The sequence below is a fragment of the Streptomyces sp. NBRC 110035 genome (assembly GCF_000829695.1).
Lineage (GTDB): Bacteria > Actinomycetota > Actinomycetes > Streptomycetales > Streptomycetaceae > Streptomyces.
Genome location: NZ_BBNN01000018.1, coordinates 403,598 through 426,488 on the forward strand (window position 1 = coordinate 403,598; position 22,891 = coordinate 426,488).

A 22,891-nucleotide genomic window follows, 5' to 3' on the forward strand; every position below is an offset into this window, starting at 1 on the left:
ATGGTCAAGGTTGCGGTTGTCGGAAGCTATGGAGCCGGGCTGACCATGCGGTTGCCCAGGTCGCCCGCCGCAGGCGAGACCGTCTCGGGCGGGGTGTTTTCCCCCGGCCCCGGGGGAAAGGGAAGCAACCAGGCCATCGGTGCCGCCCGACTCGGCGCAGAGGTCTCCCTGGTGACCGCCGTCGGCGATGACGACTTCGGGCGGGCCGCTCGCGCACTGTGGCAGGAGGAAGGTGTCGCGGCGGACCGTGTCCTGACGGCCGAAGCCCCGACGATGGTCGGATTCATCCTGGTCGAGCCGTCCGGGGAGAACCGCATCAGCATCGCCCCCGGTGCCCTGGACGAACTGGACGCGGCCGCCGTGGAGTCCTTCCGCGCCGAGATCGCCGCCGCCGACATCCTCGTGGTCTCCATGGAGATCCCCGAGGCGGCCGTGGCCGCGGCACTGCGCGCGGGCCGCGACGCGGGAACCCCGACTCTGCTCAACCCGGCACCCGCCCGCCGGCTGCCCGACGACCTCTGGCCGCTGATCGACGTGATCACCCCCAACCAGACCGAGGCTCCCGTGCTCCTCGGACTCCAGGAGGGGCACGGGCAGGACGACGAGGAACTGGCGCGCCGTCTGTGCGCGCTCACCGGCGGTGCCGCGGTCCTGACCCGGGGAGACCAGGGAGCACTCGTCGTACAGGCGGGCGTCACGACACGGATTCCGCCGCACCCGGCCAGGACCGTCGTCGACACCACCGGCGCGGGCGACTCCTTCACCGCCGCACTCGCCGTCACCCTCGCCGAGGGGCGCTCCCTCACCGAGGCGGCGCGCCTCGCCGGGGTCGCCGGCGCCCACGCCGTGACCATCGCCGGGGTCGTTCCCGCACTGCCGACCCGAGACCAGCTGAATGCCCTGATTGGAACCGACCGATGACCACGACCACCGCGTCCGCGCAGCGGGAGTTCGCACTTCCCCTGCGCAGAATGCTGCACGCCCGTGAAGCCGGTGTCTTCGCCGCCCTCGTCCTGCTCTTCGTGCTGGGCAGCGTCCTCTCGCCGAGCTTCGCCCAGTCCGACAACCTGCTCTCGGTGGGTCAACAGGTCTCCCAGATGGGCATCATGGCCATCGGCGTGACCTTCGTGATCCTCAACGGAGAGATCGACCTGTCCGTCGGTTCCACCTACGCCCTGTCGGCGATCTCGACCGGCATCCTGATCTCGGACGGGTGGAGCTGGGTCTGGGCGGCACTCGTCGGTCTCGCTGTCGGCGCGGTGGCGGGACTGCTCAACGGCCTGGCGGTGGTCGTGCTCGGCGTGCCGTCGTTCATCGTCACCCTCGGCACGCTCAGCGTGTTCCGCGGTGTCGCGCTGCTCATCTCCGACGGCGCCCCGATCTCCCTCAGCTCCTCGCAGACGGGTGTCGCGGACTTCAACCTGCTGGGCCAGGGACTCCTGTTCGGCGTCATCCCGATGCAGTTCGTGTTCTTCGCCGTCATCGCCGTGGCCGGCGCGGTACTGCTGTCCCGTTCCCGCTTCGGCTTCAACACCTACGCCGTCGGCGGAAACCAGGAGGCCGCCCGGCTCGTCGGCGTCGACGTCAAGCGGGTGAAGCTGACCGCGTTCGTCCTCTCCGGATTCACCGCCGCACTCGCGGGAGTCCTCGGCCTGTCCTTCCTGTCCTACGTCCAGGGCGTCACCGGGCAGGGCATGGAACTCACCGTGATCTCCGCGGTCATCATCGGCGGCGCGGCGTTGTTCGGCGGCTCCGGCACCATCTGGGGCACCGTCATCGGTGTCGCCTTCATCGGCCTGCTGCAGAACATCCTCAACGTCAAGGGGATCTCCTCCTTCTGGCAGACCGTCGTGACCGGACTGGTCATCGTCGCCGCAGTCGCCGCCGACACCTGGCAACGCCGGCGCAAGTCCCGCGCCTGACCGCCGCCTTCCTGTCCCGTCCAGACGCTCCCGCCCGCACACACCCGACCGGCCGCACGGCCGTGGCCGCCACGGAGCGCCCCGGCGGATCGCCGTCCCCACCGACACCCTGCGACAAAGGAGTCCCCCGTGTCCTCTCGTCCAACCCTCAGAAGCCTCGTCGCCGTTGCCACCGCCACCACCGTTCTCGGTCTCACCGCCTGCGGCGCCGTCACCTCCACCGGCAGCGCGGCTTCCGACGGTGAGTTCAAGCTCGCCGCCCACGTTCAGCAGCGGATCGACGACGGCAAGCCGCTGCGGATCAAGCTCAGTTACCACGACCCGTCCCTGGCCTTCGCCACGCCCATCGGCACGGGCATGAAGAAGGCGGGCGGGGAATTCGGTGTCGAGGCGAGCCTGATCGGGCCCACCGGCGGCGACGCGGCCAAGCAGGTCTCCGAGATCCAGACACTGCTGCAGCAGAAGGCCGTCGACGGCCTCGCCGTCTCCTCCGCGTCCAGCGATGCGCTCAAGCCCGTCATAGCCCAGGCCCACAAGGCCGGTGTCCCCGTCGTCTCCTTCAACACCGACAACCCGGACTCGGAACAGATGGGCTTCGTCGGCCAGGACCTCAAGGGTTCGGGCAAGGCTCAGGCCGAGCGGCTCCGTGAGGACCTCGGCGCGGACGCCAAGGGCAAGGTCGTCGTCTTCTCGGTGGACACCGGGGCCGGCTGGTCCCACGACCGGTTCAGCGGATTCAAGCAGGGACTGTCCGGGAGCGGCCTGGAAGTCGTCGGCCCGGTCAACGTCGGAAACGAGCCCAGTGCCGCGTACAACACCGTCGAGTCCACGATGTCCGGACAGTCCGGCGTCGTCGCCGTCGCGGGCCTCGACTGCTGTTCCACGACCGCCGCCGCCAAGTGGGTGGCGGGTGCGAAGAAGAAGGACACCATCACGGTCGGCGGTTTCGACCTGCTGCCGCAGACCGCTGAGTACCTCCGAAGCGGCGTGGTCGACTTCACGATCAGCCAGAACCCGACCGAGCAGGGCTACCAGGCCGTCAAGGTGCTCCACGACTTCCTGGACGAGGGCACGGAGATCACCGGTGTGAACACCGGGGCCCAGTTCGTCACCCGGGACAACCTCGGCGAAGCGACGGTGGAGAAGTGACCGCCGCGCCCGAGGCCCCCACGGCCGTCGAGGTGCGCGGACTGTCCCGCAGCTTCGGCCCGGTGCGCGCCCTGTCCGACGTCTCCTTCGACGTCCCCGCCGGCGAGGTGACGGCGCTGCTCGGCGAGAACGGCGCGGGGAAGTCCACCCTGCTCAAGATCCTTGCCGGTCTCCAGCCGCCCAGCGGGGGCACCGTCACCGTCTTCGGAGAGCGGGTGACCTCCTTCGACCCCAGCACCATGCTCGACCGGCACGGCGTCGCGATCGTCCCCCAGGAGCTCTCACTGCTTCCCGACCGCAGCGTCGCGGAGAACGTTCTGAGCGGTATGGAACCGGGACACCGGTGGTTCCCCTCCCGCAGCCGGATGACGGACCGCACCGCCGAGGTTCTGGCCCGCTTGGACCTGGCCGTGGACCCCGCCACGCCCGTCGGGTCGCTGGACCTGGCAACCCAGCAGCTCGTCGTCGTGGCCCGGTCCGTCGCCCGGGGCTGCCGGGTCCTGATCCTGGACGAGCCGACCGCGATGCTCACTCCGGCCGAGGCCGAGCGACTGTTCACCCTGATGGCCGGCCTCAAGGAGGACGGCACCACCCTGTTGTACGTCTCCCACCGGATGCCGGAGGTCTTCCGGCTGGCCGATCGCATCGAAGTGCTGCGCGACGGTTCCCACGTCGCCTCCTGGCGGAACTCCGAGACAACCCCCGAACAGGCGGTCGCCGCCATGGTCGGCCGCCGCCTCGGCCACTTCGAGCGGCGCCCCGACCACCACCCCGACCCCGCCGTCACGCCCGCCCTGCGCGTGGACGGGCTGACCGGCCGCCGGCACCGGGACGTGTCCCTGGAGATACGGCCCGGAGAGATCCTCGGTGTGGCCGGCCTGCCGGACTCCGGGCGGGTGGAGCTGCTGCACAACATCTTCGGCGGCGACCGCGGCACCGGTGGCTCGGTGGAACTCCTGGGCGAGCCCTACCGGCGACGCAACCCGATCGCCAGCGTCGGCCGCCGTCTGGCGTTCGTCCCCGGGGAGCGCCGCGCCCAGGGCCTGCTGACGACCATGAGCGTCGGCGACAACGTCGGCGCGCTGACCACGGAGCGGCTGAGCAGGTTCGGACTGCTCCACCGTCGGGCCCTCAACCGGCAGGCCACCGAACAGGCGCAGCTCATGCGGGTCAAGACCGCCACCATGGATCAGTCCATCACCAGCCTGTCCGGCGGCAACCAGCAGAAGGTGGTCCTCGGTCGCTGGCTGGCGATCGACCCGGCCGTGCTGATCCTCGACGAACCCACCCGCGGAGTGGACGTCGGAGCGAAGGCGGAGATCTACGAGCAGCTCTTCGCGCTCGCGGAGAAGGGCCTCGCGATTCTCTGCTCCTCCTCGGACCTGCCCGAACTGCTCACCCTGACCGACCGGATCGTGGTGATGAGCGAGGGCCGCGTCGCCGGCATCGTGCCGTCGGCCGAGGCGACCGAGGAATCGGTCATGACCCTGGCGACCGGAGCGGCGCCGGCCGCCTGAGTCCCGTCCTCCCCACCCTGGAAAGGAACGACCATGAAACGACACGGCATCCTCAACGCCGAACTGAGCGGGGCCCTGGCCACCCTCGGCCACACCGACCTGCTGCTGGTCGTCGACGCGGGCTTCCCCGTCCCCCGGGACGCCCACCGCATCGACCTGGCGGTCGCGGAGAACCTTCCGGACCTGCGGACCGTGCTCGGACTGATCGCCGACGAGCTGGTCGTCGAGGGGGTGGTGCGGGCCGAGGACGTCCCCACCCGGCACCCCCGGCTCGACGCATGGCTGCGCGAGAGGTTCTCCGGCGCCGAGTTCACCACCCGTCCGCACACCGAGGTCCTCGGCGAACTGGCGCGTCGGGCCAAGGTCGTCGTCCGCACCGGCGCTTTCGAACCCTGGGGCAACATCGGCCTGTTCTGTGGCGTCGACGCCCCCCGCTGGTTCGACAAGGAGGACGTGGAGGCCCCTCCGGAGTACGCCTCCAGGCTCTGATCCCCAGGATCCGACGTCGTGGGCGCAGGACCGTTCCGCAGCCCGCACCACCCCCACCCTCAGGAGAGAATCCGTGTCCGAGACAGTGACGACCCCCTCCGCCGAGCTGACGCTCGGCCCGGCCGAGCTGGCCCCCTACATCCAGCACACCCGTATCGAGTCCGATGCCACCCGCGACGACATGGTGGCCCACGCGCAGGAGACCGTCACCTACGGCTTCAACGCCGCGATGGTCCCTGCCTCCTGGCTCCCCGTCGTGGTCGCCGAACTGCGCGGCACCGGCATCGGCGTCGCCTCCGCCCTGGACTTCCCCACGGTGGGCGTCATGACCAGCGCGGGCAAGGCGGCCGAAGCGGCCGAGATAGCCCGGCTCGGCGCCACCCAGCTCGACATCGGCGTGCAGGTCGGCTGGCTCAGGAGCGGCAAGTACGATGAGTTCCGGGAGGACATCGCGGGCGTGGTCCGTGCTTTCGGCGGCCCCGTCAAGGTCATGCTGGAACTGCCGTTGCTCAGCGCGGAGGAGAAGGAGGCCGCCGTCGAACTGGCCATGGAGGCCGGCGCGGCCTACCTCAAGAACGCCAGCAGCGGGCAGATCGAGACGGCAGGCCCGGAAAGCGTCCGCTACCTTGTCGACCGGGCCCGTGACGGCGTCCGGGTGAAGGCGTCGGGTTCCATCAAGTCCTACCGTCAGTCCCTGGAACTTCTGCGTGCCGGAGCCTCGTTGCTCGGTACGAGTGCCGGGAAGGCGATCGTCACCGGCACCGGCGACGGTTCCACCGTCAGCTACTGACCAGCCGCCGACCGGCTGTGACCGACCAGCCGCCGTGCCCCGGCCTCCCTCGGCCGGGGCACGGCGTATCCACCGTGGAGAGGAGACGTGTGACCGTGACGGCCGACGAAGGGGGTCTTCCGGGCATCCGGCGCAACGTCCCCACCGCGATCCATGTGCAGATCTCGGAACACATCCGACTGCGCATCGCGAGCGGTCAGTGGCCGGCGCACTACCGGCTCAAGAGCGAGCCAGAACTGGCCCAGGAGTTCGGGGTCAGCCGCGGCACGGTGCACCGTGCCCTGACGACCCTCATCGAGGAGGGGCTGCTGAGGCAGGTCCGCGGACGCGGTACGTTCGTGACGTCCACCGTCATCGAACCGTCGATCGCACAGAAACTGAGCACCCTCTCGGAGGACTTCGCCAGCCAGGGTGTCGTCGCCACCACCGAAGTGCGGGAGTGTTCCCTCGTCACGCCGCCGCGGCCCGTCGCCGCCCTGCTCGACCTGACCTCCCCCGACGCCCAGGTGCTGCGGCTGGTGCGGGTGCGTACCATCCCTGAGGGGCCGGTCGCGCTCCTGTTCAACTTCGTGCGGGCCGACCTCGCGCCCGGCATCGAGCGGGCGGACTTCACGTCCTCGAGCCTCTTCGGTGAACTGGAGGGCACGTTCGGTCTGCGGATCGCCACCGCCCGTCGCACGTTCAGCGCGGAGGCGGCCACCGAGGAGACCGCTCGTGCCCTGGCCGTGGAACAGGGCAGTCCGGTGCAGTACCTCCAGCAGGCCACCTATCTGGACGACGGGCGGCCCGTGGAGTATTCCGATGTGTGGATCCACAGCGGCCGGCTGCGCGTGACCTCGCTCCTGCTGCGCCGCTGACCCGCGCGTTCCACGCGTCCTCACTTTCCCCGGAACGGTCCTGGCCGAAACCGTGCGGTCCTGGCTAGAACCCGTGCCGTACCCCGCCGTCCACCGGGACCATGACGCCCGTGACGTAGGAGGCGGCCGGGGAGAGGAGGAAGGCCGCGGTGCGGCCGAATTCCGCCGGGGTGCCGTAGCGGCGCAGCGGGATGCGGGACCGGGCCGCCTGGCGGGTGGCCTCCGGGTCGGCGGAGAGGGAGTCGAGCTCACGGACGCGGTCCGTGTCGATGCGCCCCGGAAGCACGCCCACGACACGGATGCCGCGCGGGCCCAGCTCGTCCGCGAGGGACTTGGCGAAGCCGGCCAGCCCCGGGCGCAGCCCGTTGGAGATGGTCAGGCCGGCCAGCGGCTCGTGCACCGAGCCGGACAGCACGAAGCCGATGACACCGCCCTCGCCCAGCTCCGCCGCGGCGGCCCGGGCCAGCCGCACCGCGCCCAGGAACACCGACTCGAACGCCGACCGCCACTGTTCGTCGGTGGTGTCGGCGACGAACCCGGGCGGAGGGCCGCCCACGCTGACGAGGATGCCGTCGAAACGGTGGAAGCGTTCACGCGCGGTGCCGATCAGCCGTGCCGCCGCCTCGGGGTCGGCGTTGTCGACCGCCACGCCGACCGCGTCCGGTCCCAGATCGGCGGCCGCCTCGGCGACGTTCTCCTCCCTCCGTCCCGTGACGACCACCTTCGCGCCGTCGGCGACCAGCTCGCGCGCGGTGGCCCTGCCCAGCCCGCGGGTCGCTCCGGTGACGACGTACACCCGGTCCTTCAGTCCAAGATCCATGGCGTCTATTCTGCCTTCCGGTCACCGAACAGTGTGAGAGCGGTGTTCACCAGGCCGATGTGACTGAACGCCTGCGGGAAGTTGCCCAGCAGCCTCCCGCCCGCCGGGTCGTACTCCTCCGCCAGCAGCCCCACGTCGTTGGCCAGCCCCATCAGCCGTTCGAACAGCTCGTGCGCCTCCTCGGTCCGGCCCGTCATGTGCAGGGCGTCCGCGAGCCAGAACGAGCACACCAGGAAGGTGCCCTCCACGCCGGGCAGACCGTCGACCCCGGCGCCGTCCGCGGTGTAGCGGCGGACGAACCCGTCCGGTCCCAGCTCCGCGCGGATCGCGTCGATGGTGCCGACCACCCGCGGATCGTCGGGCGGCAGAAAGCCCGTACGCGGGATCAGCAGCAGCGAGGCGTCGAGTTCCCGCGAGCCGTAGTACTGCGTGAAGGTGTTCCGCGCCGGGTCGTACCCCTTCTCGCACACCTCACGGTGCACCTCGTCGCGCAGCGCGCGCCAGCTGTCGAGATCGCCCTCGAGACCGGGATCCTCCTCCAGGGCGCGCACGGAACGGTCGGCGGCCACCCACACCATCACCTTGGAGTGCACGAAGTGCCGCCGGCCGCCGCGCACCTCCCACAGCCCCTCGTCGGGCAGCCGCCACGCCGAGCGCAGGAAGTCCAGCAGCACCGTCTGCAGCGCCCACACGTCCGGCCTCGGGGACAGGCCCGAACGCCGGGCCAGCGCCAGCGTGTCCACGACCTCCCCGTACACGTCCAGCTGGAGCTGGCCGACGGCGTCGTTGCCGATCCGGACCGGGGTGGAACCGCCGAAGCCGGACAGCCACGGCAGTTCGTACTCGGGCAGCCGGCGCTCACCCGCCACCCCGTACATGATCTGAAGGTCTCCCGGATCGCCGGCCACCGCGCGCAGCAGCCAGTTGCGCCAGGCCTCCGCCTCCTCCTGGTAGCCGGCCGCCAGCAGCGCGCTCAGGGTCATCGTGGAGTCGCGCAGCCAGCAGTAGCGGTAGTCCCAGTTGCGCACTCCGCCCAGCTCCTCCGGCAGGGAGGTGGTGGGCGCGGCGACGATCCCGCCGGTGGGCGAGTAGGTGAGGGCCTTGAGCGTGATCAGGGACCGTACGACCTCGTCCCGGTGCGGGCCGTCGTACCGGCAGTGGGACGCCCACGCGCGCCAGTCCTCGATGCTGTGCCGCAGTGAGGCGTACGGGTCGACCAGCGGCGGGCGCGGCTCGTGCGAGGGGTGCCAGGTGAGGACGAAGGCGACCTGCTCGCCCGGCGCGACCGTGAACTCGCAGTACGTGGTGCGGTCCTCGCCCCAGCTGCGCACCTCGGGCTCCATGCGCAGCCACACCGAGTCCGGCCCGGCGACCGCCACCCGGTGGCCGTCCGTCCTGCGTATCCAGGGCACCACCGAGCCGTAGTCGAAGCGCAGCCGGAGCGTGCTGCGGACGGTCACCTCACCGCGTACGCCCTCCACGATGCGCACCAGGTCGGGTGCGCGGTCGCGCTGCGGCATCAGGTCCGTGACGCGCACCAGACCCTCGTCGGTCTCCCACTCGGTGTCCAGGACGAGGGTGTCCGGGCGGTAGGCGCGACGGGTGCAGCGCTCGGCGCCGACGGGAGCGATGCGCCAGTGACCGTTGTTCTCGTCGCCGAGCAGCCGGGCGAAGCAGGCACCGGAGTCGAAGCGGGGCAGGCAGAGCCAGTCGACGGAGCCGTCCGCGCCCACCAGGGCAGCGGTCTGTTCGTCGCCGATGAGCGCGTAGTCCTCGATAGCGTGCACGAGGTGCGGATGCCCGGCCGCCGGGTGCGGCAATCAGGGGTGGAGCCGGGTGAGTGACGGGCTACACCGCCGCGGGTTCCGTGTCCTGCGTGTCCTCGGCGTCCGCCGCGGCGCCTGCCTCCTGCTCCGCCTTCTCCGCCCGCTCGCGCGCCTCGCGGCGGACCAGGACCACCCAGCCGACGGGGACGCCCGCGGCGAACAGCCACCACTGCCAGGCGTACGCCAGGTGCGGGCCGATCGCGTCGTGCTCGGGGGAGGGGACCGGCTCCGGGGTGTCACCGCTCGGCCCGGGACCGGTCAGGTCCACGTAGCCGCCGAGGACCTCCTCGCCGAGCCGGTCGGCCTCCAGCTCACTGTTGATCAGCATGATCTGCCGGTCCGGCAGGCCCTCGAGGTTCTTGATGCCGCTGTCCTCGGTCGTCTGGTCCTGCATCAGCCGCCCGGTGATGGTGAGCTCGCCCCCGGGCGGTGCGGGAACCTTCGGGAACGCGGTCTGGCTCGGACCGTCCGCGGGGATCCAGCCCCGGTTGACCAGCAGGATCTTGCCGTCGTCGAGGACGAAGGGGGTCAGGACGTGGTAGCCGACCTCCTCGTCCGCGTTGGTGCGGCGGCGCACGACGACCTCGTCGGCGGTGTCGAAGCTGCCCCTCGCCGTCACGCTGCGGTACAGGTCGTCGTCGCCGACCTCCGCTCCGGGCGCGGTCAGGGACTCGGCGGGCACCGGCTTCGCGGCCAGGGAGTCGGCGATCACCCGGTTCAGGGCCACCCGGCGCTCGTGACGGTGCAACTGCCAGAAGCCCAGCTCGACCATCGTCGGGATCAGCACGAGTGCCAGGAGAGTGAGGATCACCCACTGGCGGGACAACAGGAAGCGGTACACCCCACGACCGTACAACCAGGGCCGTGGGGTGCATTCAGGCGGGTACGTCCTCACATCCGGTCCACGATCCCCGCCCTTCCCTCCCCGCGGGCGCAGTGGGCACCGCAGTACCAGTGGCCCTCGGCCTCCCCTCCCTGGCCGATGAGCCGCACCCGGCAGTGCTCGCGGATCGGGGCCGCCTGCGGTGGATCACAAGGAGAAGCGGTCGAGGACGTGCACTCTCCTTTGTGACGCAGCTGACACCTCGGAGGGGGCGGGTGGGCAGCGGGTGCCACGAGAGCAGTGAGTGGCCCGAGTGCCGTCTGCCACGAGCGCCGGTGCCGGGAGAGGGGGATTGGTGATCCGTGGCTACCTGTGTGCCCGGGCAGGTAGAAACGAGGCACGCCGAGGAGGGAAAAGCATGGTGATCGACCGAGCCGGTCTGGCCGAGTTCCTCCGGCGTCGTCGGGAGTCGCTGCAACCCGAGGACGCCGGCCTCCCGCGAGGGGGTTCCTCCCTCGCGGAGCACACGCCAGAAGGCCTTCGGTGACGGCGCCTGCGGAAAGCGGCAGGCCATCCCCACCACGGCGACGGCGTCGCCCATGTCACGCATGGTCACACTCCTGTTGCATACACGACGACTTCGTCGGCTTCGGGGAATCATTCGGATGCGCAGCGACAGATGTTCCCTGACACGGACTCACGGATGTCCTCGTCGGAACCGGCGTGGCCTTCCTCTGCCGGCGGCACGGCCGACGTGATCCGGCCGGCGACGCAAAAGCCGCACGGGAACCCCGGGTGCTCGATGAACGCCTTCTACACGGAGTGCAGTTCGTCGCTGCGGGCCGGTCTCTCGATCGTGGTGATCTCCCGACCGCCGGCGGCCGCCGCTGCCGGCGTCGGACAGGACACCACCCGGCGGCCGCCGGCGTGGACGGTGCACGTACCGCACCGGCCGCGGGCACAGCCCTTCTTCGTCTCTGTCGGATGCGGACGCTCACGGAGGGCATCAAGCAAGGTCACCCGCGGATCCAGCCACGCAGCGGGTACGGCCGCGGCCTCGTCGCCAGGCGTCGCCACCGGGGCTGCCATGGCTGAAGTCCCAGCCGTCACACCACTCGTCCTGCCGAGGAACCCGCGCCGGGAGACCCTGCCGCTGACGGGTCGTACGGGCTTCGAGGAATCCTTCATCGGGTCTCCCGACAATGTTCCGGGCATCACGGCGGAATCGAACTGGACGCGGTTGGCGGATGTGCGAGGGCTGCGACGACTTCTCCGTCAGCAGCTCCCCCGACGACCCTGGCACAACGCCACCGGCGCACACAGGGAGTGTCAGCCCCCGGATGAGCGCTGACAAGATCGGCGGCTCGTGTACTCGCACCTGCGTTCGACCGGTCACCGACCGCACCTGAGGCGGGAAAGGCAGGACGCCCGTGGTGCGGCGAGAGGGAAACGGTTCTCGGCGAACGCGGTGCCGGCGATCGGCACCAAGGGCCGGACGCGCTTCATGGTCTTCGCCGAGAGCTTCACCGCCGAGGTGACGTGCCGCTTCCCGGGCCGGCTCTCCGGCCACTTCCGGCGCAGGGCCCGGCTCGTGGTCGACGGTCACTCCGCCGCCGCCCGCGGAGGGGCCGCGACCGGCTCGCCGCCCGCCCCGACGAGGTCGGGCCGCACTTCCTGCCCCCGCACGCACAGCTGCCGGTGCCGTTGGCCTCTCTCTGCCGCTCATCGACTTCGCGTAAGGAGGTGCTGTTCCATGTGCTGATGCGGGATGTCCCTGCCCCTCCTGCCGACAGGTGAAGAGCGGCTTGGGGAAAGGTTGCCCGAGGCGTCTGCCCTGTCGGGAGAAGAGGCGGAAGGGGTGCTGGAGCTGAAGCGGCAGCGCTGCGCCCACCGGATTTCCACTCCGATGGACACAGCGCTGCCGGCTTGCGAGCTGCTGTCCCGTCTCTGACCATGAGACTTATGACACGTTGCGAAGTGTGTGGAAACGACTACGTGCTGGCGTTCACTGTCGAGACCCGGGACGGGGCGCGTCACGTCTTCGATTCGTTCGCCTGTGCGATCCATCGTATGGCCCCTATCTGCGAGCACTGCCGGGTGCAGATCATCGGCCAAGGTGTCGAGGTGGACGGCCACTGGTACTGCGGCGCGCACTGTGCCCGTGCGGAGGGCAAGGTCGGCATCGTGGACAAGGTGGGTTCTGCTGTGTAGACGACAAAACCCTCGGCTTCTGGGTCAGGACGCGAAAAAGACCGGCCGGGGCCGGGCCGAATCGGCCTCCGCGGCTCTTGGCGGGGCGGAAGACCACGGCCCGGAGCACCTTGCGAACCACGATCCGCTGCCGCTCGGTCAATGGATTCTCCCGGCCCTCTCCCCCGTGACTCGCGGGAGACGGACCGGGCACCGGCGGGGACCGAATGCCACGCCCTTTCTGGAAGCAGAGAATTTCCATGACGGGCAGTCGTGTCGGTCAAACGGTGGCGTCATGTCCTGGATGCGCACCTCGAAGGTCATTCCCCGACTCCTGCCGCGTACTCCACAGTCGCCATGCGCCACAGGGCCGGCCCCCCGCCTTCCGCGGTGGAGGGCCGCTTCGCGCGTACGGGGTCAGCCCTCCGAAGCGGGTTCGACGTCACCCAGCAACTGCCCGAAAGCCGCCTCGTCCACGACCGGGGTGCCGTACTGCCGGGCCTTGACCACCTTGGACGTGCCCGAGTCCGGATCGTTGGTGACCAGGAGGCTGGTCAGCCGGGAGATGCTGGTGGCCACATGCAGCCCGGCCTCGGTCGCCCGGTCCTCCAGCAGGTCCCGCTCCACGGAGGTGTCGCCGGAGAAGGCGACCCGCATGCCCTGCTTGAGCGGCCTGTCCGGTGCGTACCGGCCCGGGTTGGGGTACGGGCACGCGGGCCGCTTGCGGGACGTGCGCCAGCCGGCGGGCCGGTGACCGCCGCCGTGGCCCGCCTGCTGCCCGAGGCGGGGCCGGTCCGTCCACTCCGTCAGCGGCAGGCACTCGAGCAGGGGCAGCCGCACACCGCGCGCCGCCGCGGTCCGCAGGCTGGGCCGGAACACCTCCGCCAGCACCCGCGCGTCGTCCAGCGCGTGGTGCGCGCGCCGCTGAACCACCCCGAAGTGCGCGGCGAGCGACTCCAGTCTGTGGTTGGGCAGCGGCAGTGCGAGCTCCTTGGAGAGGGCGATCGTGCACAGCCGCTGCTTCACCGGCGCCTGCGCGCGGGCGCGCGCGTACTCGCGGGCGATCATCTGCCAGTCGAAGACGGCGTTGTGCGCGACGAGCACCCGGCCCTCCAGCCGGGTGGCGAACTCCCCGGCGATGTCGGCGAAGAGGGGCGCTCCTTCGAGCGACTCGCTCGTCAGGCCGTGGATCCACACCGGCCCGGGGTCCCGCTCCGGATCGACCACCGTGTACCAGTGGTCCTCGACCTCGCCGCGCGCGTCCAGCTGGTAGACACCCGCCGAGATGATGCGGTCGTCCCGGGCGAGCCCCGTGGTCTCCACGTCGACGACCGCGTACCCCTGCGGATAGGCGGCCGGCCACGCGCCGGGGGAGGACGCTTCGGTCGTGAGGTCTTCGAGCATGGTTCACGAGGATACGGGCCGCCGCCGACAGCCCTGTCCGTCAGGTGCCGCGCGGGTGCGACGCGTGGTCCCGCGCGGCACGGCGGGCGGCGCCCCCGCCATGGCCCCGCACCCCGGTGGCCCCCGGCGGGGGGACCCCGCCGGGGGCCACCGGGGTGCGGGGCCTGTCCGGCGGACCGTGCCGAAGACGTGGGAGCCGGCACGTCCTCCCCCGAGCTCTTCGAGCAGGGGGCGCCCCCGGCGCCCGTCCCTCACCAGCGGATCGGCACCGGCAGCGCCGTCAGGAGACCCGACACCGCCACCACCAGGGCCAGGACGTACGCCTCCGCCCGCGCGGGGGTACGGGCGCTCGACGGATCGGCCGCGCGGGCCAGCCGGATCCGGGCCCACAGGGCGAGGGACGCGACCCCGGCCATCAGGATCACCTTGGCGAGCAGCACACGCCCGTACGCCGTGTCCGTCAGCTGCTCCAGGACCGTCCCCGGGGGCATCCGGCGCAACGAACTGCACACCCCGGTCGCCGTGACGGCGACGAGCAGGACGGCCGCCACGCGCGCGTACAGCCCCAGCAGCACGCCGCCCGCCGGCGAGCCCCGCCACGCGCGCATCGTGCGCAGCGCGTACAGCAGGCCGCCCACCCAGAGCGAGGCGCAGAGCAGATGGATCAGCGTCAGCCCGGAGCCGATCAGCGGGGTGTACTCGGTCTCGGGGTGCGCGCGCAGGGCCTCGGCGACGACGACCGCGGCCAGCGGCCAGACCTGCGTCCCCGGACGGCCGGAGGCGGCGCACAGGGCCGCGGCGAGGAACGCGTTGACCTCCAGGAGGGCGAGCCTGCCCTCCCGCGAGTCGTACAGGCCGCCCACGTCGATGGCGGCGAGGCTGTCGGGCACCAGGTTCCCGGTGGCCACGACGGAGGCGAGCCCGAGGGCGGCCACGAACCCGGCGCAGTTCGCGACGGTGGACCAGCCGTGCGGCACGGCCGGGGGAGCGTCGGGCACGGACCGCAGCAGCCGTTTCACGAACAGCTCGCCGGCGGGTACGGCCAGCGCCGCGAACAGCACCGTCCGCAGCAGGGCTATGCCGCCGGTGCCGGGCGCGGCGGCCTCACCGGTGCCGTGCAGGGCCGGGGACGGGCCGAGGAACGGTATCAGCGCGGCCAGGGCCACCAGCACGATGACGGCGGCAGCCGGGCCGGTGCCGGAACGCCGCGCACCCCTGTGCGCACCGGTCGCCCCGGAGCCGGGATTGGTCAGAGTCACCCCAGGATCTTCACAAGGGCTCACAGAACGGGCAAGCGAGGGGGGAGGATGTGGGGCGCATGTCATGCAAAGGCCCTGCCCGGTGCCCCGGCTGACGGCCCGTCACGCCCATCGAGCCGCGTCGGTACCCCACGGCCGGGGCGGACGGGTCCAGTCGCGGGGGCCGTCGGCGAACGACACCGGGGAGCGGGCGTACCGCAGCCTCCCCAGGGCACTGTCCGTCTCCGTGAGCCAGCCGTCGGCGGAACAGCCCGCAGCCGGACCGGGGACAACGACGCCTTCCGCGGCCGGTTCGCCCTCCGGCGCACGCGTGGGCGAGGCCCCCTCCAGCAGCCAGGCCGCCGTCCGCGCCAGCGCCAGTCGTACGAACCGGCTGCCGCCCTCGTCCTCCTGCTCGGTCAGCGCCCGCAGCACCGCCGCCGCCAGCAGATGACCGGTGCCGTGGTCGAGGGCCTGCGCCGGGAGCGTGCCCGGCCGCCCGGCCGAACCCTCACTCACCGCGATCCCCGTGGCCGCCTGCACCAGGCTGTCGAAGCCGCGCCGGCCGCCCCACGGCCCGTACGCACCCCACGCCGACAGCTCGGCCACGACCACGCCGGGCCGGCGCCCGGCCAGTTCCTCGGGGCCCAGTCCCAGGCGTTCCAGGGATCCCGGCCGGTACCCGGTGACCACCACGTCCGCCGCCGCGAGCAGTTCCTCGAACGTGTCCCGGCCGGCCGCCAGATCCAGCAGGGCCGAGCGCTTCCCGAACCCCGTGTCGATGTGCTGGTCGGGGAGTTCGGGCAGCCCCGGCGGGTCCAGGCGCAGCACGTCCGCGCCGAGCAGGGCGAGCGTGCGGGTGGCGACGGGGCCCGCGACGACCCGGGTCAGGTCCAGCACCCGCAGCCCCGCCGCGGGCAGCAGCGGATCGCGGCCCACGGGTCCGAGCACCCGCGCGGGCGCGGAATCCAGCCGCCCGCGCTCCACCAGCGGCCGCCGCGCCACGGCCGCCGCCTGCTCGTGCGCCGCCCACTCGGCGGGGGTGCGCAGGGCGACGGCGAGGCCCCCGGCGGCGTACACGGTCTCCTCGACCTCCGCGGCCGACCGCGCGGCGAGTGCCGCGGCCACCGCCTCCGGCTCGTCGGACGTGCCCAGCGCGGCGAGCAGCCGGGCCCGGTGGTGCGGGTAGTTGGTGTGCGTGCGCACCCATCCGTCGGCCGTCCGCCAGAACCGCGACAGCGGGGCGAAGCTCACCGGAGCCCGCCCGCCGACCAGCAGATGCCGCTCACTGACGAACGCCGCCGCCACCGCCCCGTCGTCCACCCGCACAGCGGGCGTCCCGGGGAGTGCAGGACCACCGGGACGGCGGGATCCCGCCCGTCGCGCACCCAGTTCGGCCGCGGCCAGCGCGCACGCTCCCACGCAGGCGCGCGCCAACTCCCGCACCGGCAGCCGCGCGGGAAGCACCTCGGGCCGCTCGACGGTCGTCACGCGGGTGAGCAGGGCCGGGTCTCCGCCCACCGAGGACCAGGCGGCCGCGAGGCCGGGGCCGGGGCGGGAGCAGGGGGAGGGGCGGTCGGTCTCGGTCATGGGTGCACTGTGCGGTATCGACGGCGTGAGGACCGGGCACACGGTGGCCCGGCCCTCACGCCCACAGGTACGACAGGACGACTGAAGCGTCACCGCTTCACGGCGCGCACCGCGTCACCGCTTCACCGCGCGCAGCGCGTCGACGATGCCGGCGCCGTAGAAACCGTTGACCCGGCTGCCGCCCTCGCACGTCGCGTCCTGGACGCCGTCGCCGTTCTGGTCGTAGGACTCCGGGCAGCCCGGATTGTTCGCCTGCGCCTTCAGCAGTGCCTGCAACCCGGCCGGGGACGCCCACGGGTGCTTGGACTTCAGCAGCGCGGCGACACCGGCGGCGTGCGGCGCGGCCATCGACGTGCCCTGCAGGAAGGCGTACTCGCCGTTCGGCATGGTGGACAGGATGCGGCCGTTCTTCGACGGGGTGTCGGGCGTCTGGTAGCGCCCGTCGCCGCCCGGCGCGGCCACGTCGACGACACCCTTGCCGTACGTGGAGTAGTACGACTTGAGGTTCTGCACGCCGGTCGCGCTGACCGTGACCACGCCGGGGAGCTGGGTCGGCAGGTCGAGGCACTCGGACGGGTCGATGGTGCGCTCGACCGGGGTGGTGTCGTTGGGGCTGGAGGCGTCGTCGATCGCGTCCGAGGCCAGGTCGTGGTTGGAGTTGCCGGCCGACGCGACGTGCAGGGTGCCCTTGCGCTGGGCGTACTTCTGGGCCCGGTCGACCGCGTCGACGATCGCCCGCTGGTCCGGGTCGTCCACGCAGTTGTAGAGCCACGGGTCGACGTAGTAGCTGTTGTTCGTGATCTCCACGCCGTGGTCGGCGGCGAACACGAAGGCGCAGACGACGTTCTCCGGGTAGAACAGCCCGTTGTCCGGGTCGCTCACCTTGATGGACGAGACCTTGACGCCGGGCGCGACACCGGCGACGCCGACGCCGTTGCGGGCCGCGGCGATCTCACCGGCCACATGGGTGCCGTGGTAGTCCTCGTCCGTGTACGGGCGCCAGGCGCCCTCGCTGGTGTCGGCCTTGCCGCCGACGCAGTTGGCCGACTGGGCGGCGGAGAAGTTCGGCTCGAGGTCGGGGTGGGAGTCGTCCACGCCGGTGTCGATCACGGCGACGGTCACCTTGCGGCTGCCCGGGCTGATCTGCGCGGCCTTGTCGGCGCCGATCGCGCGCAGGTCCCACTGGTCGGCCTCGAGCGGCTCGCTGCCGGGGGTCCGCGCGGAGACGGCCCGCGTCCTGGCGGCCTCCTCGGCCGTCACGTAGTCCGCCGCGCCCTCGTCCATCGTTCCCGCGGGGACCAGCGGTGCGGTGCGGGTCGCACCGGCCGACCGCACCCCGCGCACGGTACGCATCTCCTGGGCGAAGCCGGGGTTCGCCGAGTGGACGACGATCACGCCGATCCGGTCGTACGTGACCACGACGGTCCCGCCGGCCGCGGCGACCGCCTTCTCCACCGACGCGATCGTGCGGCGGTCCGTCCTGGTGTTGACGACGTACGCCAGACCGGGGGCGTCCGTCGCCCGCTCCGCCGCCTGCTCGTTCGCCCGTTCGGTTGCGGTCGATGCCGTCCGCGGAGCCGCCGAGGCCGTCGCCGGCAGGAAGCCGAGCGAGACGGTCAGGGACAGCGCGACGGGCACGGCGGGGGCGAGCCGGCGTCTGGAACGCAGATGAGCCATGGGATCTCCACATCATCCGGAAACGAAACGGCCCGAGGCACAGGTGGTGCTCGGGCAGGTACATGACGGGTGGTGCAGTGCGAAGCTATCCCGCGCTGTCGTCGGCCAGCAACGCTTTGCCGGCCATGTCTTCGGAAAACGTCCACGCAAAAGAAGCCCGGAGGGGTGAACCGGTCCTCGCGTGGCGCCGTGACGTTCTGCAGGGAGCGCGAGGACACTCGCCCCCGTCCCCGTCCGACCCGCACCGCGAGGAGACTCCGTGGCCGCCGAAGCACCGCCCCCCTCAGCAGAGCAGCACAAACTCCCCACGCCCGAGGAGTTCACCGAGGTGCAGGAGAGCGCTGAGTTCGGTGAACTGCGCCGCTCCTACCGCTCCTTCGCCTTCCCCCTGACCGTCGGCTTCATCGTCTGGTACCTGCTGTACGTGCTGCTCTCGAACTACGCGGGCGGCTTCATGGGCGCCAGGCTGTTCGGCAACATCAACGTCGCCTTCGTCTTCGGCGTCCTGCAGTTCGTCACCACGTTCCTCATCGCGTGGTGGTACTCCCGGCACGCCGCCACCCATCTCGACCCCAAGGCCGAGGCCATCAAGACGCGTATGGAGGGCGGCGCATGAGCCCCTCGACCACCACTGTCCAGCTCGCCGCGAACGAGGCGAGCGAGCACCGCCCGCTCATCATCACCCTGTTCGCACTGTTCGTCCTCGCGACCCTCGGCATCACCGTGTGGGCGGGCCGCCAGACCAAGAGCGCCGCCGACTTCTACGCGGGCGGACGCCAGTTCAGCGCCTTCCAGAACGGGCTCGCGGTCTCCGGCGACTACATGTCGGCCGCGTCCTTCCTCGGCATCGCGGGCGCCATCGCCCTCTTCGGCTACGACGGCTTCCTCTACTCCATCGGGTTCCTGGTCGCCTGGCTGGTCGCCCTGCTCCTGGTCGCCGAGCCCCTGCGGAACTCCGGCCGCTACACCATGGGCGACGTCCTCGCCTACCGCATGCGCCAGCGCCCCGTGCGCACCGCCGCGGGCACCTCCACCATCGTCGTCTCGATCTTCTACCTGCTGGCCCAGATGGCGGGCGCCGGCGTGCTCGTCTCGCTGCTCCTCGGCATCACCTCCGACGCGGGCAAGATCCTCATCGTCGCCCTCGTCGGTCTCCTGATGATCGTGTACGTCTCCATCGGCGGCATGAAGGGCACCACCTGGGTGCAGATGGTCAAGGCCGTGCTGCTCATCGGCGGCACCATCCTGATCACCTTCCTGGTGCTCCTGAAGTTCAACTTCAACATCTCCGACCTGCTGGGCAGCGCCGCCGAGAACAGCGGCAAGGGTGACGCCTTCCTCGAGCCCGGCCTCCAGTACGGCGCGGACGGCACCACCAAGCTGGACTTCCTCTCACTCGGCATCGCCCTGGTGCTCGGCACCGCCGGCCTGCCGCACATCCTGATCCGCTTCTACACGGTGCCCAACGCCAAGGCCGCCCGTAAGTCCGTGAACTGGGCCATCGGTATCATCGGCGGCTTCTACCTGATGACCATCGCCCTCGGCTTCGGCGCCGCCGCGCTGATCTCCCAGGACGAGATCATCGCCTCCAACCCGTCCGGCAACACGGCCGCCCCGCTGCTCGCCCTGCACCTGGGCGGTGTCGACTCGGCCTGGGGTGCGATCCTGCTCGCCACCATCTCGGCGGTCGCCTTCGCCACGATCCTCGCCGTGGTCGCCGGTCTCACCCTCGCCTCGTCGTCCTCCTTCGCGCACGACATCTACGCCAACGTCATCCGCAAGGGGGAGGCCACCGGCGCGGAGGAGGTCCGCGCGGCCCGCTGGGCGACCGTCCTCATCGGCGTCGTCTCCATCGGTCTGGGCGCCCTCGCCCGCGACCTGAACGTGGCCGGCCTGGTCGCACTGGCCTTCGCGGTCGCCGCCTCCGCCAACCTGCCGACGATCCTCTACAGCCTGTTCTGGAAGCGGTTCACCACCCAGGGCGCCCTGTGGTCGATCTACGGCGGTCTCATCGTCGCCGTCGGCCTGGTGCTGTTCTCGCCCGTGGTGTCGGGCGCCCCGACCGCGATGTTCCCCGACGTCGACTTCGCGTGGTTCCCGCTGAAGAACCCGGGCATCATCTCCATCCCGTTCGGCTTCCTGATGGGCTGGCTCGGCACCGTCCTGTCGAAGGAGGAACCCGACGTCAAGAAGTTCGCGGAGCTGGAGGTCCGGTCACTGACCGGCACCGGCGCCCACTGACCGACCCGACCGAATCGACCGACCCGACCGAATCGACCGACCCGACCGAATCGGTCGTCGCCCCTTTCGGCCGCGTCGCAGGAGACCCCCGGGGGTCTCCTGCGACGCGGCCGTCGTGCCTCTCGTCGCATCCTGTCGTACAGGGGGTACTGCGGCTTGTCGGTGGCGTCACGTAGGCTCGCAGGTACGGAGCATGAGCGATCCGAGCGGAGGGAGGGGGCCACGTGCTCATCGACACGTACGGCCGGGTGGCCACCGACCTGAGGGTGTCACTGACCGACCGGTGCAACCTGCGGTGCACCTACTGCATGCCCGAGGAGGGCCTGCAGTGGCTCGCCAAGCCCGACCTGCTGACGGACGACGAGATCGTCCGCCTGGTCGGCATCGCCGTCACCTCCCTCGGTGTCGAGGAGGTCCGCTTCACCGGCGGTGAGCCCCTGCTCCGCCCCGGGCTGGTCGGCATCGTCGAGCGCGTCGCCGCCCTGCAGCCCCGCCCCCAGATGTCCCTCACCACCAACGGCATCGGCCTCGGCCGCACGGCGGCGGCCCTGAAGCAGGCCGGCCTGGACCGGGTCAACGTCTCACTGGACACGCTCCGCCCGGACGTCTTCAGGACACTCACCCGCCGCAACCGCCACCAGGACGTCCTCGACGGCCTGCACGCGGCCCGCGAGGCCGGCCTGACCCCGGTGAAGGTCAACTCGGTCCTGATGCCGGGACTCAACGACGACGAGGCCCCCGACCTGCTCGCCTGGGCCGTGGAACACGACTACGAACTGCGCTTCATCGAGCAGATGCCCCTGGACGCCCAGCACGGCTGGAAGCGCGACGGCATGATCACCGCCGGTGACATCCTCACCTCTCTGCGCACCCGCTTCGAGCTGACCCCCGAGGGCGACGAGGCCCGGGGTTCGGCTCCGGCCGAGCGCTGGCTGGTCGACGGCGGCCCGCACCGCGTCGGCGTCATCGCCTCCGTCACCCGGCCGTTCTGCGCGGCCTGCGACCGCACCCGCCTCACCGCCGACGGACAGATACGCACGTGCCTGTTCGCCTCCGAGGAGACGGACCTGCGTGCCGCCCTGCGCTCCGACGCCCCCGACGAGGAGATCGCACGGATCTGGAAGCTGGCCATGTGGGGGAAGAAGGCGGGAGCCGGCCTCGACGACCCGTCCTTCGTCCAGCCGGACCGCCCGATGTCGGCGATCGGCGGTTGAGGGCCGCTCCCGGGGAGGCTCCGCGGAGCGGTCCTCCCCGGGAGCGGCCCTCACGCTCCTTCGGGCGCCGTCCACTCCTCGAAGCGCACGACGTCCTTCAGGAATCCGCGCACACCGAGGAACTGCGACAGCTGCTCCCGGTGCTCCTCGCACGCGAGCCAGGTCTTGCGGCGCTCCGGTGTGTGCAGCTTCGGGTTGTTCCAGGCGAGCACCCACACGGCGGCGGCGCGGCAGCCCTTCGCGGAACAGATCGGCGTCTCGGGATCAGGGTCCATCACACCGCCGACCCTAACCCGATCGGCACAGTGCGACGTCCCACGGGAAAAGCGCGCAAGCGGGGGGAGAGAGCGCGGAAAAGAGAGGGAAAGAGAAAGGAAAAGGCGACGCCGAGCAGCCACGGGGGGAGCTGCCCGGCGTCGGTCTGTCGCTCCGACGGGGGATGCGGAGCGCGTACGAAGTATGTCACGGGTCACCCCGCCCCCGGCACCGGAACAACATGATTGATCTGAGCTTTTCTTGAGCTTGGCGAATTAATGTCTTCCGCCTACGGCCGGTCGTGGTCATGTCCCGAAGGCCATGACGGCTCGGGCCGCTCCGTTCGTGCGCCGGGGGAGGGCCCGGGCGCCACGTCTTCCGTCCCGGATTCCGCCGCACCGTCATTCGTCCGTGACGATGTGATCATCGGCCGCGCCTGCGGCGTCAGGTGGGCAGACGGCAGCGACGGCGAGTTTTCACGCCCGGCGTTGGCGATCACCACCGCGACGTACGGCAACACCATGCCGAGAACCAGCGCCACGATCGCGACGTGCCGTTCCACGTTCCAGAGCGTGGCCGCGAGAATGACCGAGATCGTACGAACGATCATCGAGATCACATACCGGCGCTGCCGCCCGCGCACATCCTCCTGCAGCCCCGTCCTGGCGCCGGTGATCCGGAACACCTGGACGCCGCCGCCATGCTGCTTCCGCATCGCATTCCACCATCCGCCCGAATCGGACTCTCCCCGCCTCCGGCCGTCCCACGACCGGCCGGGACCCCGGGCCCGCACGCCACCACGGTACGCCGCGTCCCCGCCGCCCACGAAACCGGGGCGCCCCGGTTCCGTGTCCCGTCCACGCCCCGCGGCCCGTATGCCGGTGTGCCC

The 22,891-nt window shown here is 71.4% G+C and carries 22 protein-coding genes and 3 pseudogenes; 12 read left to right on the plus strand and 13 right to left on the minus strand.

Translation table 11 applies throughout. From position 1 onward, the window contains the following. The 7 genes from TU30_RS08185 (at position 1) to TU30_RS08215 (ending at position 6,724) form a co-directional block, all read left to right on the plus strand. Positions 1 to 921 (plus strand): ribokinase, encoded by a 921-nt coding sequence (locus TU30_RS08185; protein WP_042166447.1) that lies wholly within the window; start codon positions 1 to 3, stop codon positions 919 to 921. Then, positions 918 to 1,922 (plus strand): ABC transporter permease, encoded by a 1,005-nt coding sequence (locus TU30_RS08190; protein WP_042166449.1) that lies wholly within the window; start codon positions 918 to 920, stop codon positions 1,920 to 1,922. The genes TU30_RS08185 and TU30_RS08190 overlap by 4 nt, the downstream gene beginning before the upstream one ends. A 129-nt stretch (positions 1,923 to 2,051) precedes the next feature. After that, the gene (locus TU30_RS08195) at positions 2,052 to 3,071 is read left to right on the plus strand and encodes a substrate-binding domain-containing protein (protein WP_042166451.1); all 1,020 of its coding nucleotides are present in this window, start codon (positions 2,052 to 2,054) and stop codon (positions 3,069 to 3,071) included. Beyond that, complete coding sequence (locus tag TU30_RS08200; protein WP_042166454.1) at positions 3,068 to 4,588, plus strand: sugar ABC transporter ATP-binding protein; 1,521 nt, start codon at positions 3,068 to 3,070, stop codon at positions 4,586 to 4,588. Before TU30_RS08195 ends, TU30_RS08200 begins: the two co-directional genes overlap by 4 nt. Before the next feature lie 33 nt (positions 4,589 to 4,621). Then, on the plus strand, positions 4,622 to 5,077 hold the full coding sequence (gene rbsD, locus TU30_RS08205; RefSeq protein WP_042166455.1) for a D-ribose pyranase: 456 nt from the start codon (positions 4,622 to 4,624) through the stop codon (positions 5,075 to 5,077). A gap of 73 nt (positions 5,078 to 5,150) precedes the next feature. Next, complete coding sequence (gene deoC / locus TU30_RS08210; RefSeq protein ID WP_042166456.1) at positions 5,151 to 5,867, plus strand: deoxyribose-phosphate aldolase; 717 nt, start codon at positions 5,151 to 5,153, stop codon at positions 5,865 to 5,867. A gap of 95 nt (positions 5,868 to 5,962) precedes the next feature. Further along, on the plus strand, positions 5,963 to 6,724 hold the full coding sequence (locus TU30_RS08215) for a GntR family transcriptional regulator (RefSeq protein ID WP_042166653.1): 762 nt from the start codon (positions 5,963 to 5,965) through the stop codon (positions 6,722 to 6,724). Between the two features lie 64 nt (positions 6,725 to 6,788). Here the strand turns inward: TU30_RS08215 and TU30_RS08220 are convergent, their stop codons facing one another. The 4 genes and pseudogenes from TU30_RS08220 to TU30_RS36980 all read right to left on the minus strand — a co-directional run bounded on the left by TU30_RS08220 (position 6,789) and on the right by TU30_RS36980 (position 10,454). Beyond that, positions 6,789 to 7,544 (minus strand): SDR family oxidoreductase, encoded by a 756-nt coding sequence (locus TU30_RS08220; RefSeq protein ID WP_042166458.1) that lies wholly within the window; start codon positions 7,542 to 7,544, stop codon positions 6,789 to 6,791. A 5-nt stretch (positions 7,545 to 7,549) separates the two neighbouring features. Further along, positions 7,550 to 9,331, minus strand: a complete 1,782-nt coding sequence (locus TU30_RS08225) for a glycoside hydrolase family 15 protein (protein WP_042166655.1) — start codon at positions 9,329 to 9,331, stop codon at positions 7,550 to 7,552. 61 nt (positions 9,332 to 9,392) lie between these two features. Then, on the minus strand, positions 9,393 to 10,211 hold the full coding sequence (locus TU30_RS08230; protein WP_042166460.1) for an SURF1 family protein: 819 nt from the start codon (positions 10,209 to 10,211) through the stop codon (positions 9,393 to 9,395). Positions 10,212 to 10,261: 50 nt separating this feature from the next. Then, positions 10,262 to 10,454, minus strand: a pseudogene (locus tag TU30_RS36980) (hypothetical protein). 157 nt (positions 10,455 to 10,611) lie between these two features. Here TU30_RS36980 and TU30_RS36985 point away from each other — a divergent pair. Next, positions 10,612 to 10,698 (plus strand): annotated as a pseudogene (locus TU30_RS36985) (transcriptional regulator); the annotation flags it as partial. A 36-nt stretch (positions 10,699 to 10,734) separates the two neighbouring features. Here the strand turns inward: TU30_RS36985 and TU30_RS38245 are convergent. From TU30_RS38245 to TU30_RS37950, 3 genes and pseudogenes are all read right to left on the minus strand, one after another. Further along, a pseudogene (locus TU30_RS38245) lies at positions 10,735 to 10,854 on the minus strand (hypothetical protein); the annotation flags it as partial. Then, positions 10,851 to 10,997, minus strand: a complete 147-nt coding sequence (locus TU30_RS36990) for a 2Fe-2S iron-sulfur cluster-binding protein (RefSeq protein ID WP_256082535.1) — start codon at positions 10,995 to 10,997, stop codon at positions 10,851 to 10,853. The gene TU30_RS36990 and the pseudogene TU30_RS38245, both read right to left, overlap by 4 nt. Positions 10,998 to 11,006: 9 nt before the next feature. Next, positions 11,007 to 11,408, minus strand: a complete 402-nt coding sequence (locus TU30_RS37950; RefSeq protein WP_370626593.1) for a 2Fe-2S iron-sulfur cluster-binding protein — start codon at positions 11,406 to 11,408, stop codon at positions 11,007 to 11,009. 747 nt (positions 11,409 to 12,155) lie between these two features. Between TU30_RS37950 and TU30_RS08245 the strand changes: the two genes are divergently transcribed. Continuing rightward, entirely contained in the window at positions 12,156 to 12,404 is a 249-nt protein-coding gene (locus TU30_RS08245) for a hypothetical protein (protein WP_042166466.1), read from the plus strand. A 396-nt stretch (positions 12,405 to 12,800) separates the two neighbouring features. Here the strand turns inward: TU30_RS08245 and TU30_RS08250 are convergent, their stop codons facing one another. From TU30_RS08250 to TU30_RS08265, 4 genes are all read right to left on the minus strand, one after another. Further along, entirely contained in the window at positions 12,801 to 13,787 is a 987-nt protein-coding gene (locus tag TU30_RS08250) for a DEDDh family exonuclease (RefSeq protein WP_042166468.1), read from the minus strand. A 251-nt stretch (positions 13,788 to 14,038) separates the two neighbouring features. After that, positions 14,039 to 15,046 carry a CopD family protein gene (locus TU30_RS08255; RefSeq protein WP_042166469.1) on the minus strand — a complete coding sequence of 336 codons (1,008 nt, stop codon included), beginning with the start codon at positions 15,044 to 15,046 and terminating at the stop codon, positions 14,039 to 14,041. A gap of 102 nt (positions 15,047 to 15,148) precedes the next feature. After that, positions 15,149 to 16,615: a CoA transferase gene (locus tag TU30_RS08260; RefSeq protein ID WP_042166470.1), complete on the minus strand. Its 1,467-nt coding sequence runs from the start codon at positions 16,613 to 16,615 to the stop codon at positions 15,149 to 15,151. Between the two features lie 114 nt (positions 16,616 to 16,729). Continuing rightward, positions 16,730 to 18,292 carry a S8 family serine peptidase gene (locus tag TU30_RS08265; protein WP_042166472.1) on the minus strand — a complete coding sequence of 521 codons (1,563 nt, stop codon included), beginning with the start codon at positions 18,290 to 18,292 and terminating at the stop codon, positions 16,730 to 16,732. A gap of 259 nt (positions 18,293 to 18,551) precedes the next feature. Here TU30_RS08265 and TU30_RS08270 point away from each other — a divergent pair, with 259 nt between their 5' ends. From TU30_RS08270 to moaA, 3 genes are all read left to right on the plus strand, one after another. Then, entirely contained in the window at positions 18,552 to 18,908 is a 357-nt protein-coding gene (locus TU30_RS08270; RefSeq protein ID WP_042166475.1) for a DUF485 domain-containing protein, read from the plus strand. After that, the gene (locus TU30_RS08275) at positions 18,905 to 20,533 is read left to right on the plus strand and encodes a cation acetate symporter (RefSeq protein WP_042166477.1); all 1,629 of its coding nucleotides are present in this window, start codon (positions 18,905 to 18,907) and stop codon (positions 20,531 to 20,533) included. The genes TU30_RS08270 and TU30_RS08275 overlap by 4 nt, the downstream gene beginning before the upstream one ends. A gap of 224 nt (positions 20,534 to 20,757) precedes the next feature. Continuing rightward, the gene (moaA, locus tag TU30_RS08280) at positions 20,758 to 21,747 is read left to right on the plus strand and encodes a GTP 3',8-cyclase MoaA (protein WP_042166479.1); all 990 of its coding nucleotides are present in this window, start codon (positions 20,758 to 20,760) and stop codon (positions 21,745 to 21,747) included. A gap of 50 nt (positions 21,748 to 21,797) precedes the next feature. Here moaA and TU30_RS08285 read toward each other — a convergent pair whose 3' ends face one another. Both TU30_RS08285 and TU30_RS08290 read right to left on the minus strand, forming a co-directional pair. Next, entirely contained in the window at positions 21,798 to 22,022 is a 225-nt protein-coding gene (locus tag TU30_RS08285) for a hypothetical protein (RefSeq protein ID WP_042166481.1), read from the minus strand. Positions 22,023 to 22,291: 269 nt separating this feature from the next. Then, the gene (locus TU30_RS08290; RefSeq protein WP_042166483.1) at positions 22,292 to 22,717 is read right to left on the minus strand and encodes a DUF3099 domain-containing protein; all 426 of its coding nucleotides are present in this window, start codon (positions 22,715 to 22,717) and stop codon (positions 22,292 to 22,294) included. Positions 22,718 to 22,891: the final 174 nt, after the last annotated feature.